The 16,223-nt window shown below is 65.9% G+C and carries 18 protein-coding genes; all 18 read left to right on the forward strand.

Annotated features, from left to right (window positions below):
* Positions 1-3 precede the first annotated feature (3 nt).
* Positions 4-702 carry a thiamine phosphate synthase gene (gene thiE, locus M9980_RS04905; RefSeq protein ID WP_250754028.1) on the forward strand — a complete coding sequence of 233 codons (699 nt, stop codon included), beginning with the start codon at positions 4-6 and terminating at the stop codon, positions 700-702.
* Positions 703-769: 67 nt separating this feature from the next.
* Positions 770-1,807: a L,D-transpeptidase family protein gene (locus M9980_RS04910; RefSeq protein WP_250754030.1), complete on the forward strand. Its 1,038-nt coding sequence runs from the start codon at positions 770-772 to the stop codon at positions 1,805-1,807.
* Positions 1,804-2,487, forward strand: coding sequence for a M23 family metallopeptidase (locus M9980_RS04915; protein WP_250754033.1), 684 nt, complete (start codon positions 1,804-1,806; stop codon positions 2,485-2,487). The genes M9980_RS04910 and M9980_RS04915 overlap by 4 nt, the downstream gene beginning before the upstream one ends.
* A gap of 59 nt (positions 2,488-2,546) precedes the next feature.
* The gene (gene efp / locus M9980_RS04920; protein WP_250754036.1) at positions 2,547-3,110 is read left to right on the forward strand and encodes an elongation factor P; all 564 of its coding nucleotides are present in this window, start codon (positions 2,547-2,549) and stop codon (positions 3,108-3,110) included.
* A 222-nt stretch (positions 3,111-3,332) separates the two neighbouring features.
* Positions 3,333-4,133: an inositol monophosphatase family protein gene (locus M9980_RS04925; RefSeq protein WP_250754039.1), complete on the forward strand. Its 801-nt coding sequence runs from the start codon at positions 3,333-3,335 to the stop codon at positions 4,131-4,133.
* Positions 4,134-4,388: 255 nt separating this feature from the next.
* Positions 4,389-4,775 (forward strand): NADH-quinone oxidoreductase subunit A, encoded by a 387-nt coding sequence (gene ndhC / locus M9980_RS04930; RefSeq protein ID WP_250754042.1) that lies wholly within the window; start codon positions 4,389-4,391, stop codon positions 4,773-4,775.
* Positions 4,766-5,308, forward strand: coding sequence for a NuoB/complex I 20 kDa subunit family protein (locus M9980_RS04935; protein WP_277998314.1), 543 nt, complete (start codon positions 4,766-4,768; stop codon positions 5,306-5,308). Before ndhC ends, M9980_RS04935 begins: the two co-directional genes overlap by 10 nt.
* Positions 5,305-6,135: an NADH-quinone oxidoreductase subunit C gene (locus M9980_RS04940; protein WP_250754045.1), complete on the forward strand. Its 831-nt coding sequence runs from the start codon at positions 5,305-5,307 to the stop codon at positions 6,133-6,135. The genes M9980_RS04935 and M9980_RS04940 overlap by 4 nt, the downstream gene beginning before the upstream one ends.
* On the forward strand, positions 6,132-7,367 hold the full coding sequence (locus M9980_RS04945) for an NADH-quinone oxidoreductase subunit D (RefSeq protein WP_250754048.1): 1,236 nt from the start codon (positions 6,132-6,134) through the stop codon (positions 7,365-7,367). Before M9980_RS04940 ends, M9980_RS04945 begins: the two co-directional genes overlap by 4 nt.
* 114 nt (positions 7,368-7,481) lie before the next feature.
* Entirely contained in the window at positions 7,482-8,153 is a 672-nt protein-coding gene (locus M9980_RS04950) for a complex I 24 kDa subunit family protein (protein ID WP_250754050.1), read from the forward strand.
* Positions 8,150-8,311: a hypothetical protein gene (locus tag M9980_RS04955; protein ID WP_250754051.1), complete on the forward strand. Its 162-nt coding sequence runs from the start codon at positions 8,150-8,152 to the stop codon at positions 8,309-8,311. Before M9980_RS04950 ends, M9980_RS04955 begins: the two co-directional genes overlap by 4 nt.
* Positions 8,308-9,618, forward strand: coding sequence for an NADH-quinone oxidoreductase subunit NuoF (nuoF, locus tag M9980_RS04960; RefSeq protein WP_250754052.1), 1,311 nt, complete (start codon positions 8,308-8,310; stop codon positions 9,616-9,618). The genes M9980_RS04955 and nuoF overlap by 4 nt, the downstream gene beginning before the upstream one ends.
* A complete protein-coding gene (gene nuoG / locus M9980_RS04965) occupies positions 9,618-11,624 on the forward strand; it encodes an NADH-quinone oxidoreductase subunit NuoG (RefSeq protein ID WP_250754054.1) in 2,007 nt (668 codons plus the stop codon). Before nuoF ends, nuoG begins: the two co-directional genes overlap by 1 nt.
* On the forward strand, positions 11,621-12,673 hold the full coding sequence (nuoH, locus tag M9980_RS04970) for an NADH-quinone oxidoreductase subunit NuoH (RefSeq protein ID WP_250754056.1): 1,053 nt from the start codon (positions 11,621-11,623) through the stop codon (positions 12,671-12,673). Before nuoG ends, nuoH begins: the two co-directional genes overlap by 4 nt.
* Positions 12,670-13,155 (forward strand): NADH-quinone oxidoreductase subunit NuoI, encoded by a 486-nt coding sequence (gene nuoI, locus M9980_RS04975; protein WP_250754058.1) that lies wholly within the window; start codon positions 12,670-12,672, stop codon positions 13,153-13,155. Before nuoH ends, nuoI begins: the two co-directional genes overlap by 4 nt.
* A gap of 48 nt (positions 13,156-13,203) precedes the next feature.
* Positions 13,204-13,818: an NADH-quinone oxidoreductase subunit J gene (locus M9980_RS04980; RefSeq protein WP_250754059.1), complete on the forward strand. Its 615-nt coding sequence runs from the start codon at positions 13,204-13,206 to the stop codon at positions 13,816-13,818.
* Positions 13,815-14,120, forward strand: coding sequence for an NADH-quinone oxidoreductase subunit NuoK (gene nuoK / locus M9980_RS04985; protein WP_250754061.1), 306 nt, complete (start codon positions 13,815-13,817; stop codon positions 14,118-14,120). The genes M9980_RS04980 and nuoK overlap by 4 nt, the downstream gene beginning before the upstream one ends.
* A 1-nt stretch (position 14,121) precedes the next feature.
* Positions 14,122-16,182, forward strand: coding sequence for an NADH-quinone oxidoreductase subunit L (nuoL, locus tag M9980_RS04990; RefSeq protein WP_250754062.1), 2,061 nt, complete (start codon positions 14,122-14,124; stop codon positions 16,180-16,182).
* The last annotated feature ends 41 nt before the right edge of the window (positions 16,183-16,223 follow it).

The following is a 16,223-nucleotide window of genomic DNA, read 5'->3' on the forward strand; positions in this document are numbered from 1 at the left end:
GGCATGATCGACGATACCGAAGACGGCCTCGGCCCGCTCGACCCCGACTTCGCGCAGCAGTTTGCGCGTGAGGACAAGAGCGGCCACCATCGCCGCGCGTGCCAGCTCTACCTGATTTCTCCGCTCGACGTGACGGGCGGCTTCCCCGACCGCCTGCGCGCCGCGCTCGATGCCGGGCCGGTCGCCGCCTTCCAGTTCCGCGTGAAGGACGTCGACCAGCACGCCGCGGCGAAGCTCGCCGAGCCGCTCCAGCGCATCTGCGCCGACGCCGACGTCGCGTTCATCGTCAACGACAGCATCAGCCTGGCAAAGCGCCTCGGCGCCGATGGCGTCCACCTGGGCCAGGGCGACGGCGACCCGCGCGAGGCCCGCGACGTGCTCGGTGCCGACACCCAGATTGGCGTGACCTGCCACGACAGCCGCCATCTGGCGATGGAAGCGGGGGAGGCGGGGGCCGACTATGTCGCGTTCGGCGCCTTCTACCCGACCACCACCAAGCCGACCGAGCACCGCCCGGACCCGTCGATCATGGCGTGGTGGGGCGCGCTGTTCGAGATCCCGTGCGTCGCGATCGGCGGCATTACGCCGGTGAACGCGCCGCCGCTGGTGCGTGCGGGCGCCGATTTCCTCGCCGTGTCGAACGCGGTGTGGGGCGGGGACGAGGTCGCCGCCGTCCGCGCCTTTGCCGAGGTCCTGTCGTAACGCTGCCGGATCGTTTCACCCGCCGCGTCGTTATCCCGTCCAGTATTTGCGTAAGAGGGGATCATCGATGCGTACACGGACCATCATCGGCCTGACCGGCCTGATCGCGACGACGGCTGTGCTCGGCATGGCGCGCGCGCCGCAAGCTGATGCGCAAGGCGCTCCGACGACCGCCACCAAGTCCCAACCCGCGCTCGACCGCTCGACGATGCACGTCCAGGTGATCCTCGACAAGCTCGCCTTCGGCCCCGGGGTCATCGATGGGCGCGGCGGCGAATCGCTGAAGGCGGCGCTGCGTGGATTCCAGGAGAGCCGCGGGCTGACCGTCACCGGCAAGCCCGATGCCGAAACGATGCGCGCGCTCTACCCGTATCGCCAGTGGCGCCCGACCAAGACCATCACGCTGACCCCCTCGATGCTGGCCGGACCGTATCTGAATCCCATCCCCAAGGATTACGAGGAGCAGGCGAAGCTGCCCGCGCTCGGCTATCGCTCGCCGCTCGAGAAGCTGGCCGAGATGTTCCACACGACCCCGCAGACGCTGGTCGACCTGAACAGCCGCGAAACGATGCTGAGCGCGGGTACGAAGGTCGTGGTGCCGAACGCGCTGCCGACCTCGCGCAACTACACGATCGACGACGCGACGTGGCGCAGTACCGTCGACATGCTCAACGTCGATGCGACCCAGCCCGCCGCCGACCACATCGTCGTCGACAAGTCGGAGGGCGTGCTGAAGGTCTATGACGCCCAGAACACGCTGGTCGCCCAGTTCAGCGCGACGATGGGCAGCGCGAAATTCCCGCTGCCGCTCGGCACGTGGACGATCAAGGGTGCGGCGTACAATCCGGACTGGAACTTCGATCCGGATCTGATCGCCAATACCAAGCCCGGCGCCAAGGAAGCCGTGCTGCCGCCGGGGCCGAACAACCCGGTCGGGGTCGTCTGGCTCGATCTCTCGAAGCCGCACTACGGCATCCACGGCACCGCCGAGCCGCAGAACATCGGGCGCAGCGAAAGCAACGGCTGCATCCGCCTGACCAACTGGGACGTCGCGCGTCTGGCCCTGATGGTGAAGCCGGGCACGAAGGCGGTGTTCCAGGCGTGACCGAGCCTGCGCCCGCGGTCGGGGAGGGGGCGCCACCCGCGCCGCCCCGCCCGCGCTCGCGCATCCGCCGTGGCGCGCGGAGGGTCGGGTGGTTCACGGTGGCGTTTGTGGCGATGCTGGCCATCGCGGCGGGCTCGATGATCCGCTTTACCGGGAACAGCGAAAGCGACAGCCGCGGCGAAACCGTCGTGAAGGACGTGATCGCCCGCGCCAATGCGCCCCGCGCGATCACGCCGACCGGCCTGACCCTTCCCGTCGCGGGGGTGAAGCTCGCCGCGCTCACCGACACCTGGGGCCAGTCGCGTGCCGGAGGTGCCCGCACCCACCAGGGCATCGACATCATGGCGTCAGGCGGCGCGCCCGTGGTCGCGGCGGCGGCGGGCACGATCGAGAAGGTGTTCGACAGTGCAGCGGGCGGGCACACGCTGTACGTGCGGTCGCCCGACCGGCGCTGGATGTATTATTACGCGCACCTCGCCGCCTATGCGCCGGCTGTGCGTGAGGGCGCGAAGGTCGCCGCGGGGCAGCAGATCGCGTTTGTCGGCGATACCGGCAATGCGGGGCCGGGCAATTACCACCTGCATTTCGGCATCTCGCGCATGCGCGTCGGTGATCGCTGGTGGCAGGGCGAGCCGCTCAATCCCTATCCGCTGCTTGTCGGATCGGGGACCGCACGCTAAGGGCGACGCCCTCGGAGGCCGCGACGGCCCCCAAACGCTCTTTCCAGCAGGTAAGCCCCATGAAGATCTCCGGCGTGGACATCCGTCCCGGCAACATCATCGAGTACGAGAACGGCATCTGGCGCGCGGTGAAGATCCAGCACACCCAGCCGGGCAAGGGCGGGGCGTATATGCAGGTCGAGCTGAAGAACCTGCGCGACGGCCGCAAGAACAACGTGCGCTTCCGCTCGGCGGAGACGGTCGAGCGCGTCCGCCTCGACACCAAGGATTTCCAGTTCCTGTTCGCCGAGGGCGACGGCCTGGTCTTCATGGACAAGGAAACCTACGACCAAGTGACGCTGCCCCGCGACCTGCTGGGCGACGCCGCCGCCTTCCTGCAGGACGGGATGGACGTGGTCATGGAGCTGTACGACGAGGAAGCGATCAGCGTGCAGCTACCCGACACGGTCGAGGCGACCATCGTCGAGGCCGACGCCGTCGTGAAGGGCCAGACCGCCTCGTCCAGCTACAAGCCCGCCGTGCTCGAAAACGGCGTCCGCGTGATGGTCCCGCCGCACATCGGCGCGGGCACGCGGATTGTCGTGGACGTGTATGAGCAGACTTATGTGAAGCGTGCAGACTGAGACGAAATAACTAAGGCTATTTCGCACAGTCTGCCGCTCGGTCGGCGGGCGAAGCCCGACCGACGACGCGGGCTTTGCCCGCGGCGCTGATTTGAAAACCCTCTCCCGCTGGGAGAGGGCAGGGTGAGGGCAGGTCTCGATCTGCTCTGCCCTCACCCTCCCACCGGCCCTGCCGGCGGGCCCCTCCCTCTCCCACAGGGAGAGGGGTTAGTAGGAAGAGACATGGTTTCCCACTCCGGCCTCATCACCGTCATGGAACGCGCCGTCCGAAAAGCGGCGCCGCGGCTGCGTCGCGACTTCGGCGAGGTCCAGAACCTCCAGGTCAGCCGCAAGGGGCCGGCCGACTTCGTGTCGATGGCCGACAAGCAGGCCGAGGAGACGATCGTCGCGGAACTGCGCAATGCGCGTCCCGACTGGGGTCTGCTGGTCGAGGAAGCCGGGGAGATCAAGGGCGACCCGTCGAAGCCGCGGTGGATCGTCGATCCGCTCGACGGCACCACCAACTTCCTCCACGGCATCCCGCACTTCGCCATCTCGATCGCGGTCGATGATCCGGTCAACGGCATCACCCACGGCATGGTGTACCAGCCGATGACCGACGAGGGCTTCTGGGCGGAGAAGGGCCGCGGCGCCTGGGTGCAGGGCAATCGCCTGCGCGTGTCGTCGCGCCGCGACCTCGCCGACTGCATCGTTTCGACCGGCATCCCGTTCCTCGGCCACGGCGACTTCACCCAGTGGAGCCGCATCTTCGGCGCGGTCGCGCCCGAAGTCGCCGGTATCCGTCGCTTCGGCTCCGCCGCGCTCGACCTCGCCTGGGTCGCCGCGGGGCGGTACGATGCGTTCTGGGAAAGCGGGCTGAAGCCCTGGGACGTCGCCGCGGGCTATCTGCTGGTCAAGGAAGCCGGTGGGTTCATCACCGACTACCGCGGCACCGACCGCGCGCTGGAAAAGGGCGAAGTGCTGGCCGCCAACGACCTGCTCCACTCGCGCCTCCACAAGCTGGTCGCGACCTCGCTGCGGTAACCTCCCTCTCCCATCGGAGAGGGAGGTTACCGCGACCGCAGGTCGTGGGAAGGGTGAGGGCAGTCCGCTCACGAGAGCGCCTCCCCTCATCCAACCTGCGCTAGCCAGCAGGCGGGCAAGCTTCGGTATCCTTCTCCCTCCGGAGAAGATTCAGGCCCTATTTGAGAATCATTCTCACGCCCCAGACCCTTGCCCCTCCGGACACCCCGTCCTAAAGCCCCGCCATCCTTTTGTTCGCACTTGCGAGAGCGCATTTTGGTCGATCTGTCGCACTATCTGCCGATCCTGATTTTCCTCGGGATCGCGCTCGTCCTGTCGGGGGCGTTCGTCGTCCTGCCGATGGTCGCGTCGCGCTTTACCGGCGCGCACAAGCCGACGCCGGAGAAGCTGACCGAATATGAGTGCGGCTTCCCCGCGTTCGAGGATTCGCGCAGCCAGTTCGACGTGCGCTTCTACCTCGTCGCCATCCTCTTCATCGTCTTCGATCTCGAAGCCGCGTTCATCTATCCGTGGGCGGTTTCGGTGTTCAAGCTGGGCGGCAGCGCCAGCTGGACCGCATGGTTCTCGATGATGATCTTCATCGCCGAACTCGCCCTCGGCCTCGTCTATGCCTGGAAGAAGGGAGCACTCGATTGGGAGTAGAGCTCACCACGACGCCCCCTGCGGCTAACACGCTCCCCGATCAGGCGTTCTTCAACGACCTGAACGGCGAGCTGAACGACAAGGGCTTTCTGGTCACCTCGACCGAGGAGCTGTTCCAGTGGGCGCGCACCGGTTCGCTCTGGTGGATGACGTTCGGTCTCGCGTGCTGCGCGGTCGAGATGATTCACGTCAACATGCCGCGCTACGACCTCGAACGCTTCGGCGCCGCCCCGCGCGCGAGCCCACGCCAGTCGGACGTGATGATCGTCGCCGGCACGCTGTGCAACAAGATGGCCCCTGCGCTGCGTCGCGTGTACGACCAGATGTCCGAGCCGAAATACGTGATCTCGATGGGATCGTGCGCCAACGGCGGCGGCTATTACCATTACAGCTACAGCGTCGTGCGCGGTTGCGACCGGATCGTGCCGGTCGACATCTACGTGCCCGGCTGCCCTCCCACCGCAGAGGCTTTGCTGTACGGCATCATGCAGCTCCAGCGGAAGATCCGCCGCAGCGGGACGATTGAGCGATGAGGGCGCCCGCGCCCCGCTACACGCCCGACCTCAATCCGGGCACGATCGACGCGGCGAAGGCTGCGCTCGGCGACATGCTCGTCGAGGCGACCGATCTGGTCGGCGAGGTGTCGCTGACGATCGCCCGCGACCGCTTGGTCGAGGCGATGATCGCGCTCCGCGACACGCCCGGCCTTGCCTATCAGCAGCTGATGGAGATCGCCGGCGTCGACTATCCGTCGCGGCCCGAGCGGTTCGACGTCGTCTATTGCCTGCTCAGCCTCACCCGCAACCACCGCATCCGCGTCCGCGTGCTGACCGACGAGGTGCAGCCCGTCCCGTCGGTCACCGGCATCTGGCCCGTCGCCGGCTGGCTGGAGCGCGAGGTGTACGACATGTACGGCGTGCTGTTCAGCGGCAACGCCGACCTGCGCCGCATCCTGACCGACTACGGCTTCCGTGGCCATCCACAGCGCAAGGATTTCCCGCTCTCCGGCTATGTCGAGCTGCGCTATTCCGAGGAAGCGAAGCGCGTCGTCTATCAGACGGTCAGCCTTGCGCAGGATTTCCGCAACTTCGACTTCATGAGCCCATGGGAGGGTGCCGAATACATCCTGCCCGGCGACGAGAAGGGCGTGCAGCCCGAGGCAAAGGGCGCGCCGTCGCCGGTGACCGCCGACCAGCTGCAAAAGGCCGACGCCGCCGCTGCCGCCGCCAAGACCCCTCAGGTGGACAAGCCCAAGGTGACCAAAACCACCGCGCAGTCCGGCGCCGGCAAGGCCTCGCCACACGCCGGCGAGAAGCCCGCCGGTCCCGATGTTGTGCCGGGCAAGGGGCAGAACCAGTGAGCGAGTATCTCGACCAGATCGACCGCGACCTCGACGCCACCGACCCGACCCCGGGCGACGTCGAGATCCAGAACTACACGATCAATTTCGGTCCCCAGCACCCGGCCGCGCATGGCGTGCTGCGCCTCGTCATGGAGCTGGACGGGGAGATCGTCGAGCGGCTCGACCCGCACGTCGGCCTGCTCCACCGCGGCACCGAGAAGCTGATCGAGTACAAGACCTACCAGCAGGCGCTGCCGTATTTCGACCGGCTCGATTACTGCTCGCCGCTGTGCATGGAGCACAGCTACGTGCTGGCGGTCGAGAAGCTGCTCGACCTCGAGGTGCCGCTGCGCGCCCAGTATCTCCGCGTGTTCTTCGCCGAGCTGACCCGCATCTCGAACCACATGCTGAACCTCGGCAGCCACGTCATGGACGTCGGCGCGATGACGCCGAACCTGTGGCTGTTCGAAATCCGCGAAGACTGCATGAATTTCTTCGAGCGTGTGTCGGGCGCGCGGATGCACTCCAACTATTTCCGTGTCGGCGGCGTGCATCAGGATGCGCCGCTGAAGCTGCTCGCCGACATCGGCGACTGGCTCGACACGCGCCTGCCACGCCTGTTCGAGGACGCGATCAGCCTGGTCGCCGAAAATCGCATCTTCAAGCAGCGCAACGTCGACATCGCCATCGTATCGCGTGACGACGCCGTGAAATGGGGCTTCTCCGGCCCGATGATCCGCGGCTCGGGTATCGCGTGGGATTTGCGCAAGTCGCAGCCGTACGACGTCTACGACCGCATGGAATTCGACGTGCCGGTTGGCACCCGCGGCGATTGCTACGACCGCTTCATGGTGCGTGTCGAGGAAGTCCGCCAGTCGGCGCGGATCATGAAACAGTGCCTGGCCGAAATGCCCGAAGGCCCGATCATGACCACCGATCGCAAGGTCGGCCCGCCCAAACGCGGCGAGATGAAGCGCTCGATGGAGGCGCTCATCCACCACTTCAAGCTGTACACCGAGGGCTTCCACGTCCCTGCCGGCGAAGTATATGTCGCGACCGAGAGCCCCAAGGGCGAGTTCGGCGTGTATGTGGTCAGCGACGGCAGCAACAAGCCGTACCGCTGCAAGATCCGCCCGACCGCGTTCAGCCATCTGCAAGCGATGGACTTCATGTCGCGCGGCCACATGCTGGCCGACACGACCGCGATCCTCGGCGCACTCGACATCGTGTTCGGGGAGTGTGACCGGTGATGATGTCGTTCATTCGGTTTAGCCAACGGATGCCGAAATGGCTTCGCGTCTTGATGGGACTGATGTCGGGCGGTGCAGTTGTGGACGCGCGCCCAACGTCCAAGGATCAGAAGAATGGCTGACGCCCCCCACATCCCCGACGAGGCCGAAACCCGCGCACGCTGGGGTTCGTTTGCCTGGACGGACGAAAACCAGACCAAGCGCAACGAGATCGTCGGGCGCTACCCCGCCGGGCGCCAGCAGTCTGCGTCGATCCCGCTGCTCGACCTTGCCCAGCGCCAGGTCGGGGCGGAGACGAACACGCAGGGCTGGCTCCCCGTGCCGGTGATCGAGTTCGTCGCGCGCGAGATCGGAGTACCGTACATGCGCGTGTACGAGGTCGCGACCTTCTACACGATGTTCAACCTCGCCCCCGTCGGCAAATACCATGTGCAGGTCTGCGGCACGACGCCGTGCATGCTGCGCGGGTCGGACGAGGTGCTGGCGGCGTGCAAGAACCACGGCCTCATCAAGGGCAAGACCACGCCCGACGGCCTGTTCACCCTGACCGAGGTCGAGTGCCTGGGCGTCTGCGCCAACGCGCCGATGGTGCAGATCAACGACGATAACTACGAAGACCTCGACTACGACCGCACCACCGCCGTGCTGCACGCGCTGGCGAACGGCGAGACGCCGCCGGCGGGATCGACGATCGGTCGCCGGACGAGCTGCCCCGAAGGCGGCCCGACCACGCTGACTGCGATGGTGCAGGAAAACCACGATTACCGCCCGGAGTGGTCGGCATGAACAAGACCGTCGTCACCATACTGACGATCATCGGCGCCATCGTCGTGCTAGGCTGGATCCTGAAGCTCAGCTTCAAGCTGCTCGGCGTCCTGATCGGCGCCGCCATCGTCATCGCCGTGCTGGCGGGCGGGCAGAAGCTGTTGGGAGGGCGCAAGTGAGCCTCGCCGACAAGGACCGCATCTTCACCAACCTCTACGGCTTCCAGCCGTGGAGCGTCGATGCCGCCATCGCGCGCGGGGCGTGGGACAATACCAAGGCGCTGCTGGAGATCGGCGCGGACACGATCATCGACCGCGTCAAGGCGTCCGGCCTGCGCGGTCGCGGCGGGGCGGGCTTCCCGACCGGCATGAAATGGTCGTTCATGCCGAAGGAGCCGCGCCCTGACCGCCCGAACTTCCTGGTCATCAACGCCGACGAATCCGAACCCGGTTCGTGCAAGGACCGCGAGATCATCCGCCACGATCCGCATCTGCTGATCGAGGGCGCGCTGGTCGCCGGCTTCGCGATGCGTGCGCGTGCCGCCTACATCTACATCCGCGGCGAATATATCCGCGAGGCCGAGACGCTGTTCGCCGCCGTCGCCGAGGCATACGACCGCGGCTTCATCGGCAAGAACGCGTGCGGCTCGGGCTATGACTTCGACGTCTTCGTCCACCGCGGCGCCGGCGCCTATATCTGCGGCGAAGAGACCGCGATGCTCGAATCGCTGGAGGGCAAGAAGGGCCAGCCGCGCCTGAAGCCGCCGTTCCCCGCGGGCGCGGGCCTCTACGGCTGCCCGACGACGGTCAACAACGTCGAATCGATCGCGGTCGCTCCGACGATCCTGCGCCGCGGGCCGGAATGGTTCGCGAGCTTCGGCGCAGAGAACAACAAGGGCACCAAGCTCTTCCAGATCAGCGGCCACGTCGAGCGCCCTTGCGTGGTCGAGGAAGCGATGAGCATCCCCTTCCGCGAACTGATCGAAAAGCATTGCGGCGGCATCCGCGGCGGTTGGAACAACCTTCTCGCCGTCATTCCCGGCGGCTCGTCGGTCCCGCTCGTCCCCGCCGCGCAGATTATCGACTGCGCGATGGACTTCGACGGGCTGAAGGCGGTCGGCTCCGGCCTCGGCACCGCGGCGATCATCGTCATGGACAAGTCGACCGACATCGTCCGCGCGATCAGCCGCCTGAGCTACTTCTACAAGCACGAAAGCTGCGGCCAGTGCACGCCGTGCCGCGAAGGCACCGGCTGGATGTGGCGCGTGATGGAACGGATGCGCACCGGCGACGCCGACATTTCCGAGATCGACACGCTGTACCAGGTGACCAAGCAGGTCGAAGGCCACACCATCTGCGCATTGGGCGACGCCGCGGCGTGGCCGATCCAGGGCCTCATCAAACACTTCCGCCCCGAAATGGAGCGCCGCATCGTCGAGCGCCAGGGCGGCGGCGATCTCTCGCCCATGCAAGAGGCGGCTGAATAATGCCTAAACTGACCGTTGACGGGATCGAGGTCGAAGTCCCCGCCGGCGCCACCGTGCTTCAGGCGTGCGAGGCTGCCGGCAAGGAAATCCCGCGCTTCTGCTATCACGAGCGCCTCAGCATCGCCGGCAATTGCCGGATGTGCCTGGTCGAGGTGAAGCCCGGGCCGCCGAAGCCGCAGGCGTCGTGCGCGCTTCCTGCTGCCGACAATCAGGAAATCCGTACCGACAGCGCGATGGTGAAGGCCGCGCGTGAAGGCGTGATGGAATTCCTGCTCATCAACCATCCGCTCGACTGCCCGATCTGCGATCAGGGCGGCGAATGCGACCTGCAGGACCAGTCGGTCGCCTATGGCCGCGGCCATTCGCGCTACACCGAAAACAAGCGCGCGGTGACCGAGAAGTACATGGGTCCGATCGTCAAGACGGTCATGACCCGCTGCATCCAGTGCACGCGCTGCATCCGTTTTGCCGAGGAAGTCGCCGGCGTCGAGGATATCGGCGCGATCTACCGCGGGGAGGCGATGCAGATCACCTCCTACCTCGAGAATGCGGTGCAGTCGGAGCTGTCGGGCAACGTCGTCGATCTCTGCCCGGTCGGCGCGCTCACGTCGAAGCCCTATGCGTTCGAAGCGCGCCCGTGGGAGCTCAAGAAGACGCTCGCGATCGACGTGATGGACGCCGTCGGCACCAACATCCGCCTCGACAGCCGCGGGCGGCAGGTGCTGCGCGCGCTGCCGCGGATCAACGAGGACGTGAACGAGGAGTGGGCGCACGACAAGACGCGCCACGCGGTCGACGGCCTTGTCCGCCGTCGCCTCGACAAGCCGTATATCCGCAAGGACGGCAAGCTGGTGCCCGCGTCGTGGGACGAGGCGTTCTCCGCCATCGCCGCCGTCGCGGCGGACGCCGGATCGAGCGTCGCCGCGGTCCACGGCGACATGCTCGATTGCGAGACGATCTACGCGACCAAGGCGCTGCTGACCGCGCTCGGCTCGTCGCTGCACGAGGGGCGTCAGACCGGCGCGAGCTACGACACGTCCAGCCTCGCCGCGGTCAATTTCAACTCGACGATCGCCGGGGTCGAGCAGGCCGACGCGATCCTGATGGTCGGCACCAACGTCCGCTGGGAAGCGGCGCTGGTCAACACGCGCATCCGCAAGGCCGTCAAGAAGGGCGCAAAGGTCTTCGCGATCGGGCCGGAGACCGACCTGACCTACAAGGTCGAATGGCTCGGCAACGATCTTTCGCTGCTCGGCAAGCTGCCCGAGGCGGTGCTGGAGGCGTTCAAGGACGCCAACTTCCCAATGGTCATCGTCGGCGGCGTCCCGCTCAACACCGCACAGGGTGCCAGCCTCGGCCTCGTCGAGACGCTTGGCCTCGTCCGGGAAGGCTGGAACGGCTACAACGTCCTGCACTTCTCGGCATCGCGCATGGGCAGCCTGTTGCTCGGCTTCACCAGCGCCGGCGGCATCGCCGATCTGGTCGCCGCGCAGCCGAAACTTGTGTTCTTCATGGGCGCGGACGAAGTGAACCACGCCGCGTTCGGTGACGCCTTCAAGGTGTTCGTCGGCCACCACGGCGACAATGGCGCGCACCACGCCGACGTGATCCTGCCGGGCGCCAGCTATGCCGAGAAGCCGGGGACGTATGTAAATCTGGAGGGCCGCGTCCAGCGTGGCGACCGCGCAGTGTTCCCGCCGGGCGATGCGCGTGAGGACTGGGCGATCCTGCGGGCGCTCAGCGACAAGCTCGGCCGCACGCTCCCGTTCGACAGCTTCGATGAATTGCGCGCGGCGATGTATGCCGATGTTCCGGCGCTTGCGAACGAAGGCTTGGTCGCGCTCGATTGGTCGGTGCCGAAACTCGGCACGCAGGCTTCGGGCGAAGTCGTCTATCCGATCAAGGATTTCTACCTGACCAATTCGATCTGCCGGGCCTCGCCCACGATGCAGCGCTGCTCGGCCGAACTGATCCACGGCGAGGACTTTGCGGAGGCAGCGGAATGACCGCGTTCTTCCAGAATCTCGGGCTATCCTACGAGGGGGCGTGGCTGACCGCGACGATTGTCGGCATCCTCGTCATCGCGCTGCCGCTGATGTTGGCCGTCGCCATGATCATCTACGCCGATCGCAAGATCTGGGCGGCGATGGCGCTGCGCCGCGGACCGAACGTGGTCGGGCCGTTCGGCCTGCTCCAGTCGTTCGCCGACGGGTTGAAAGTGTTTCTCCAGGAAACCATCATTCCGTCCTCAGCCAACCGGGGTTTGTTCCTGATCGCGCCGATCATCACCTTCACGGTCGCGCTGATCGTGTGGGCGGTGGTGCCGTTCAGCCCCGGCGCGGTCGTTGCCGACATCAACGTCGGGCTGCTCTACGTCCTCGCGGCGTCGAGCCTCGGCGTGTACGGCATCATCATCGCGGGCTGGGCGTCGAACTCGAAATATCCGTTCTTCTCCGCACTCCGCGCCGCGGCGCAGATGGTCAGCTACGAAGTCGCGATCGGGTTCATCCTGATCTCGGTCGTGCTGTGGGCGGGCAGCTTCAACCTGTCGGCGATCGTCGTCGCGCAGACCGGGCATGTCTTCGGTCTGCTCAACGGCTTCGGCTTCAACCCGCTGCTGTTCCCGATGGCGGTCGTGTTCCTGATCTCCTCGATGGCCGAGACGCAGCGCGCGCCGTTCGACCTGACCGAGGCGGAGAGCGAGCTCGTCGCGGGCTACCAGACCGAATACAGCTCGATGGCGTTCGCGCTATTCTGGCTCGGCGAATATGCCAACGTTATCCTGATGTGCGCGCTCAACGCCATCCTGTTCTGGGGTGGATGGCTGCCCCCGCTGAACATCGACCTGATCCCGTGGTTCGACATTCCCGGCATCATCTGGCTGTTCGGCAAGATCCTGTTCTTCTTCTTCGTGTTCAGCTGGGTGAAGGCGACCGTGCCGCGCTATCGCTATGACCAGCTGATGCGCCTGGGGTGGAAAGTTTTCCTGCCGCTTTCGCTGTTCTTCGTGTTCCTCGTTTCGGGATATCTCATGCTCCAGCGGGTGCCGCTATGAGTCTCGCCCAGGTCATCCGGTCGTTCACGCTGTGGGAGTTCATCAAGGCCCACGCGCTGACCCTGCGCTATTTCTTCAAGCCCAAGGCGACGATCAACTATCCGTTCGAGAAGAACCCGATCTCGCCCCGTTTCCGCGGCGAGCATGCGTTGCGCCGCTATCCCAACGGCGAGGAACGCTGCATCGCGTGCAAGCTGTGCGAGGCGGTGTGCCCGGCGCTCGCCATCACGATCGAGGCCGAACCGCGCGAGGACGGCAGCCGCCGCACGACGCGCTACGACATCGACATGACCAAGTGCATCTACTGCGGGCTATGTGCAGAGGCGTGCCCGGTCGATGCCATCGTCGAGGGGCCGAACTTCGAATTCGCGACCGAAACGCGCGAGGAGCTGATCTACGACAAGGCCAAGCTGCTTGCGAACGGTGACCGCTGGGAACGCACCATCGCGGCCAATCTTGCCGCCGATGCGCCGTACCGGTAAGCGCGCGATGCGATCCAACTTTCCGATTTCGCTGGGGCTGAACTTCCTGTGATCCAGGCCATTGCCTTCTACCTGTTCGCAGGCGTCGTCATCCTGTCCGCCGGGCTGACGATCTCGTCGCGCAACCCGGTCCACTCGGTGTTGTGGCTGATCCTGGCGTTCTTCAACGCCGCCGGGCTGATGGTGCTGTGCGGCGCCGAATTCATCGCGATGCTGCTCGTCATCGTCTATGTCGGTGCGGTCGCGGTGCTGTTCCTGTTCGTCGTGATGATGCTCGACATCGACTTTACCGAGCTGCGTGCGGGCTTCGTCCGCTACGCGCCGCTGGGTGTCGCGCTGGCCGTAGCTATCGCCGCGGAGATCGTGATCGGGGCGGGTGCGTGGAGTGCGGGCGGGGTCGAGCTGGGCGCGAAGGCCGCGCCGATCGCTGCCGACGTGCCCAACATCGAGGCGCTCGGCCGTGTGCTCTATACCCGCTACCTGTTCGTGTTCGAGGGCGCCGGTCTGGTGCTGCTGGTTGCGATGATCGGTGCGATCGTGCTGACCCACCGCGAGCGTGGCGGCGTCAAGAAACAGTCGATCCACAGCCAGATCAACCGTCGCTCGAAGGATGCGACCCGCAACGTGAAGGATGTGGCCGTGGGGCAGGGGGTCGAGCTGTGATCGGGCTCACGCATTATCTGGTCGTCGCCGCCATCCTGTTCGGACTCGGGGTGTTCGGCCTGATCGCGAACCGCAAGAACCTGATCCTGATCCTGATGGCGATCGAGCTGATCCTGCTGGCGGTGAACATCAACCTCGTCGCCTTCTCGGCCTATCTCGGCGACCTCGTCGGACAGGTATTCGCGATGTTCGTCCTGACCGTCGCCGCGGGTGAAGCGGCGATCGGGCTCGCCATCCTCGTCATCTATTTCCGCGGCCGCGCGACCATATCGGTCGACGACGTCAATCGAATGAAGGGCTGACATGATCCAGCTGATCGTGTTCCTGCCGCTGCTGGCGGCGGTCGTGGCCGGACTGTCGAACCGCGCGTTCGGCACGGCGCTGCCGAAGCTCGTCACCACCGGCGCGCTGTTCGCGTCGTGCGCGCTGTCGTGGCCGATCTTTCTCGGCTTCCTCTTCAACGAGCAGACCGCGCATGTCGCCCCGGTGTTCAACTGGGTGACGTCGGGCACGATGTCGTTCGACTGGGCGCTGCGCGTCGATACACTGACCGCGGTGATGCTCGTCGTCATCACGTCGGTGTCCGCGCTCGTCCACCTGTACAGCTGGGGCTATATGGCCGAGGACCCGGACCAGCCGCGGTTCTTCGCCTATCTGTCGCTGTTCACCTTCGCGATGCTGATGCTGGTGACCGCCGACAACCTGGTCCAGATGTTCTTCGGGTGGGAAGGCGTCGGCCTGGCCAGCTACCTGCTCATCGGCTTCTGGTTCCGCAAACCGTCGGCCAATGCCGCGGCGATCAAGGCGTTCGTCGTCAACCGCGTCGGCGATCTGGGCTTCATGCTCGGCATCTTCGGCACGTACCTGGTATTCGGCACCGTCTCGATCCCCGAAATCCTTGCCGCGGCTCCCGGCATGGCCGGCAGCACGATCGGTTTCCTTGGCGCTCGCTTCGACACGATGACCGTGCTGTGCCTGCTGCTGTTCGTCGGCGCGATGGGCAAGTCGGCGCAGCTCGGCCTCCACACCTGGCTCCCTGACGCGATGGAAGGCCCGACCCCGGTGTCGGCGCTGATCCATGCCGCGACGATGGTGACCGCCGGCGTGTTCATGGTGTGCCGCCTGTCGCCGATGTTCGAAACCTCGCCGACGGCGCTCGGCTTCGTTACCTTCATCGGCGCCGCGACCTGCCTGTTCGCAGCCACCGTCGGCACGGTGCAGACCGACATCAAGCGGGTCATCGCCTATTCGACGTGTTCTCAGCTCGGCTACATGTTCTTCGCCGCCGGCGTTGGCGCGTACAGTGCCGCCATGTTCCACCTGTTCACGCACGCTTTCTTCAAGGCGCTGCTGTTCCTGGGCGCCGGCTCGGTCATCCACGCGATGCACCACGAACAGGACATGCGCTTCTACGGGGGCTTGCGGAAGCACATCCCGGTGACGTTCTGGGCGATGCTGATGGGCACGCTCGCCATCACCGGCGTCGGCATCTACGAGGTCGGCGGCTTCGCCGGCTATCATTCGAAGGATGCCATCATCGAGGCGGCGTGGGCCGCCGGCGGCGGCGGGCAGATCGCGTCGATCGTCGGCATGGTCGCAGCGCTGCTCACTAGCTTCTATTCGTGGCGCCTGATGTTCCTGACCTTCTGGGGCAAGCCGCGCTGGGCCAACAGCGAGCACATCCAGCACGCCGTCCACGACGCGCACGGGCATCACGATCATGACGCGCCATCGGACGAACATGCAGGCCATGCGCCCGACGCCCATGCTCCGGGCGCGCACGAGCTTCACGACGGCACGGCGGGCTATCACCCGCACGAAAGCCCGTGGTCGATGCGCCTGCCGCTCATCATCCTGTCGGTCGGGGCGGTGCTCGCCGGCTTCGCGTTCAATCACTGGTTCATCCAGCCCGAGGGCGGACCCGGCTTCTGGAAGGGCAGCCTCGCGTTCGACGAGCATCTGATGCACGCGATGCACAGCGTGCCATTGTGGGTGAAACTGTCGGCGACGGCAGTCATGCTGACCGGCCTGCTGGTCGCGTGGCTGACGTACATCCGCAGCCCCGAATTCCCCGCGAAGTTCGCCGCGCAGTTCGACGTTATGTACCGTTTCCTGCTCAACAAATGGTATTTCGACGAGCTGTACCATGTCGTGTTCGTGAAGCCTGCCTTCGCGATCGGTCGCTTCTTCTGGAAGAAGGGTGACGAGGGCACGATCGACCGCTTCGGTCCCAACGGCTCGGCGGCGCTCGTCAACTTCGGCAGCGGCCTCGCCGGCCGTGTCCAGACCGGATATCTCTACACCTATGCCTTCGTCATGCTGCTCGGCCTGACCGCGGCCGTCACCTGGGCGATCACGCGATGAGCCAATTATCTTGCACCCCAACCGTTCGCCCTGAGCGTGTC

This window comes from Sphingomonas donggukensis (genome assembly GCF_023674425.1).
Classification (GTDB): domain Bacteria; phylum Pseudomonadota; class Alphaproteobacteria; order Sphingomonadales; family Sphingomonadaceae; genus Sphingomonas; species Sphingomonas donggukensis.

What these genes read in the sequence shown, in the direction of transcription:
- M9980_RS04925 (WP_250754039.1), top strand. Translation starts at nt 3,333, where the DNA reads ATGGTTTCCCACTCCGGCCTCATCACCGTCATGGAACGCGCCGTCCGA.
- M9980_RS04940 (WP_250754045.1), top strand. Translation starts at nt 5,305, where the DNA reads ATGAGGGCGCCCGCGCCCCGCTACACGCCCGACCTCAATCCGGGCACG.
- thiE (WP_250754028.1), top strand. Translation starts at nt 4, where the DNA reads ATGATCGACGATACCGAAGACGGCCTCGGCCCGCTCGACCCCGACTTC.
- M9980_RS04910 (WP_250754030.1), top strand. Translation starts at nt 770, where the DNA reads ATGCGTACACGGACCATCATCGGCCTGACCGGCCTGATCGCGACGACG.
- efp (WP_250754036.1), top strand. Translation starts at nt 2,547, where the DNA reads ATGAAGATCTCCGGCGTGGACATCCGTCCCGGCAACATCATCGAGTAC.
- M9980_RS04950 (WP_250754050.1), top strand. Translation starts at nt 7,482, where the DNA reads ATGGCTGACGCCCCCCACATCCCCGACGAGGCCGAAACCCGCGCACGC.
- nuoI (WP_250754058.1), top strand. Translation starts at nt 12,670, where the DNA reads ATGAGTCTCGCCCAGGTCATCCGGTCGTTCACGCTGTGGGAGTTCATC.
- nuoH (WP_250754056.1), top strand. Translation starts at nt 11,621, where the DNA reads ATGACCGCGTTCTTCCAGAATCTCGGGCTATCCTACGAGGGGGCGTGG.
- nuoL (WP_250754062.1), top strand. Translation starts at nt 14,122, where the DNA reads ATGATCCAGCTGATCGTGTTCCTGCCGCTGCTGGCGGCGGTCGTGGCC.
- M9980_RS04955 (WP_250754051.1), top strand. Translation starts at nt 8,150, where the DNA reads ATGAACAAGACCGTCGTCACCATACTGACGATCATCGGCGCCATCGTC.
- nuoG (WP_250754054.1), top strand. Translation starts at nt 9,618, where the DNA reads ATGCCTAAACTGACCGTTGACGGGATCGAGGTCGAAGTCCCCGCCGGC.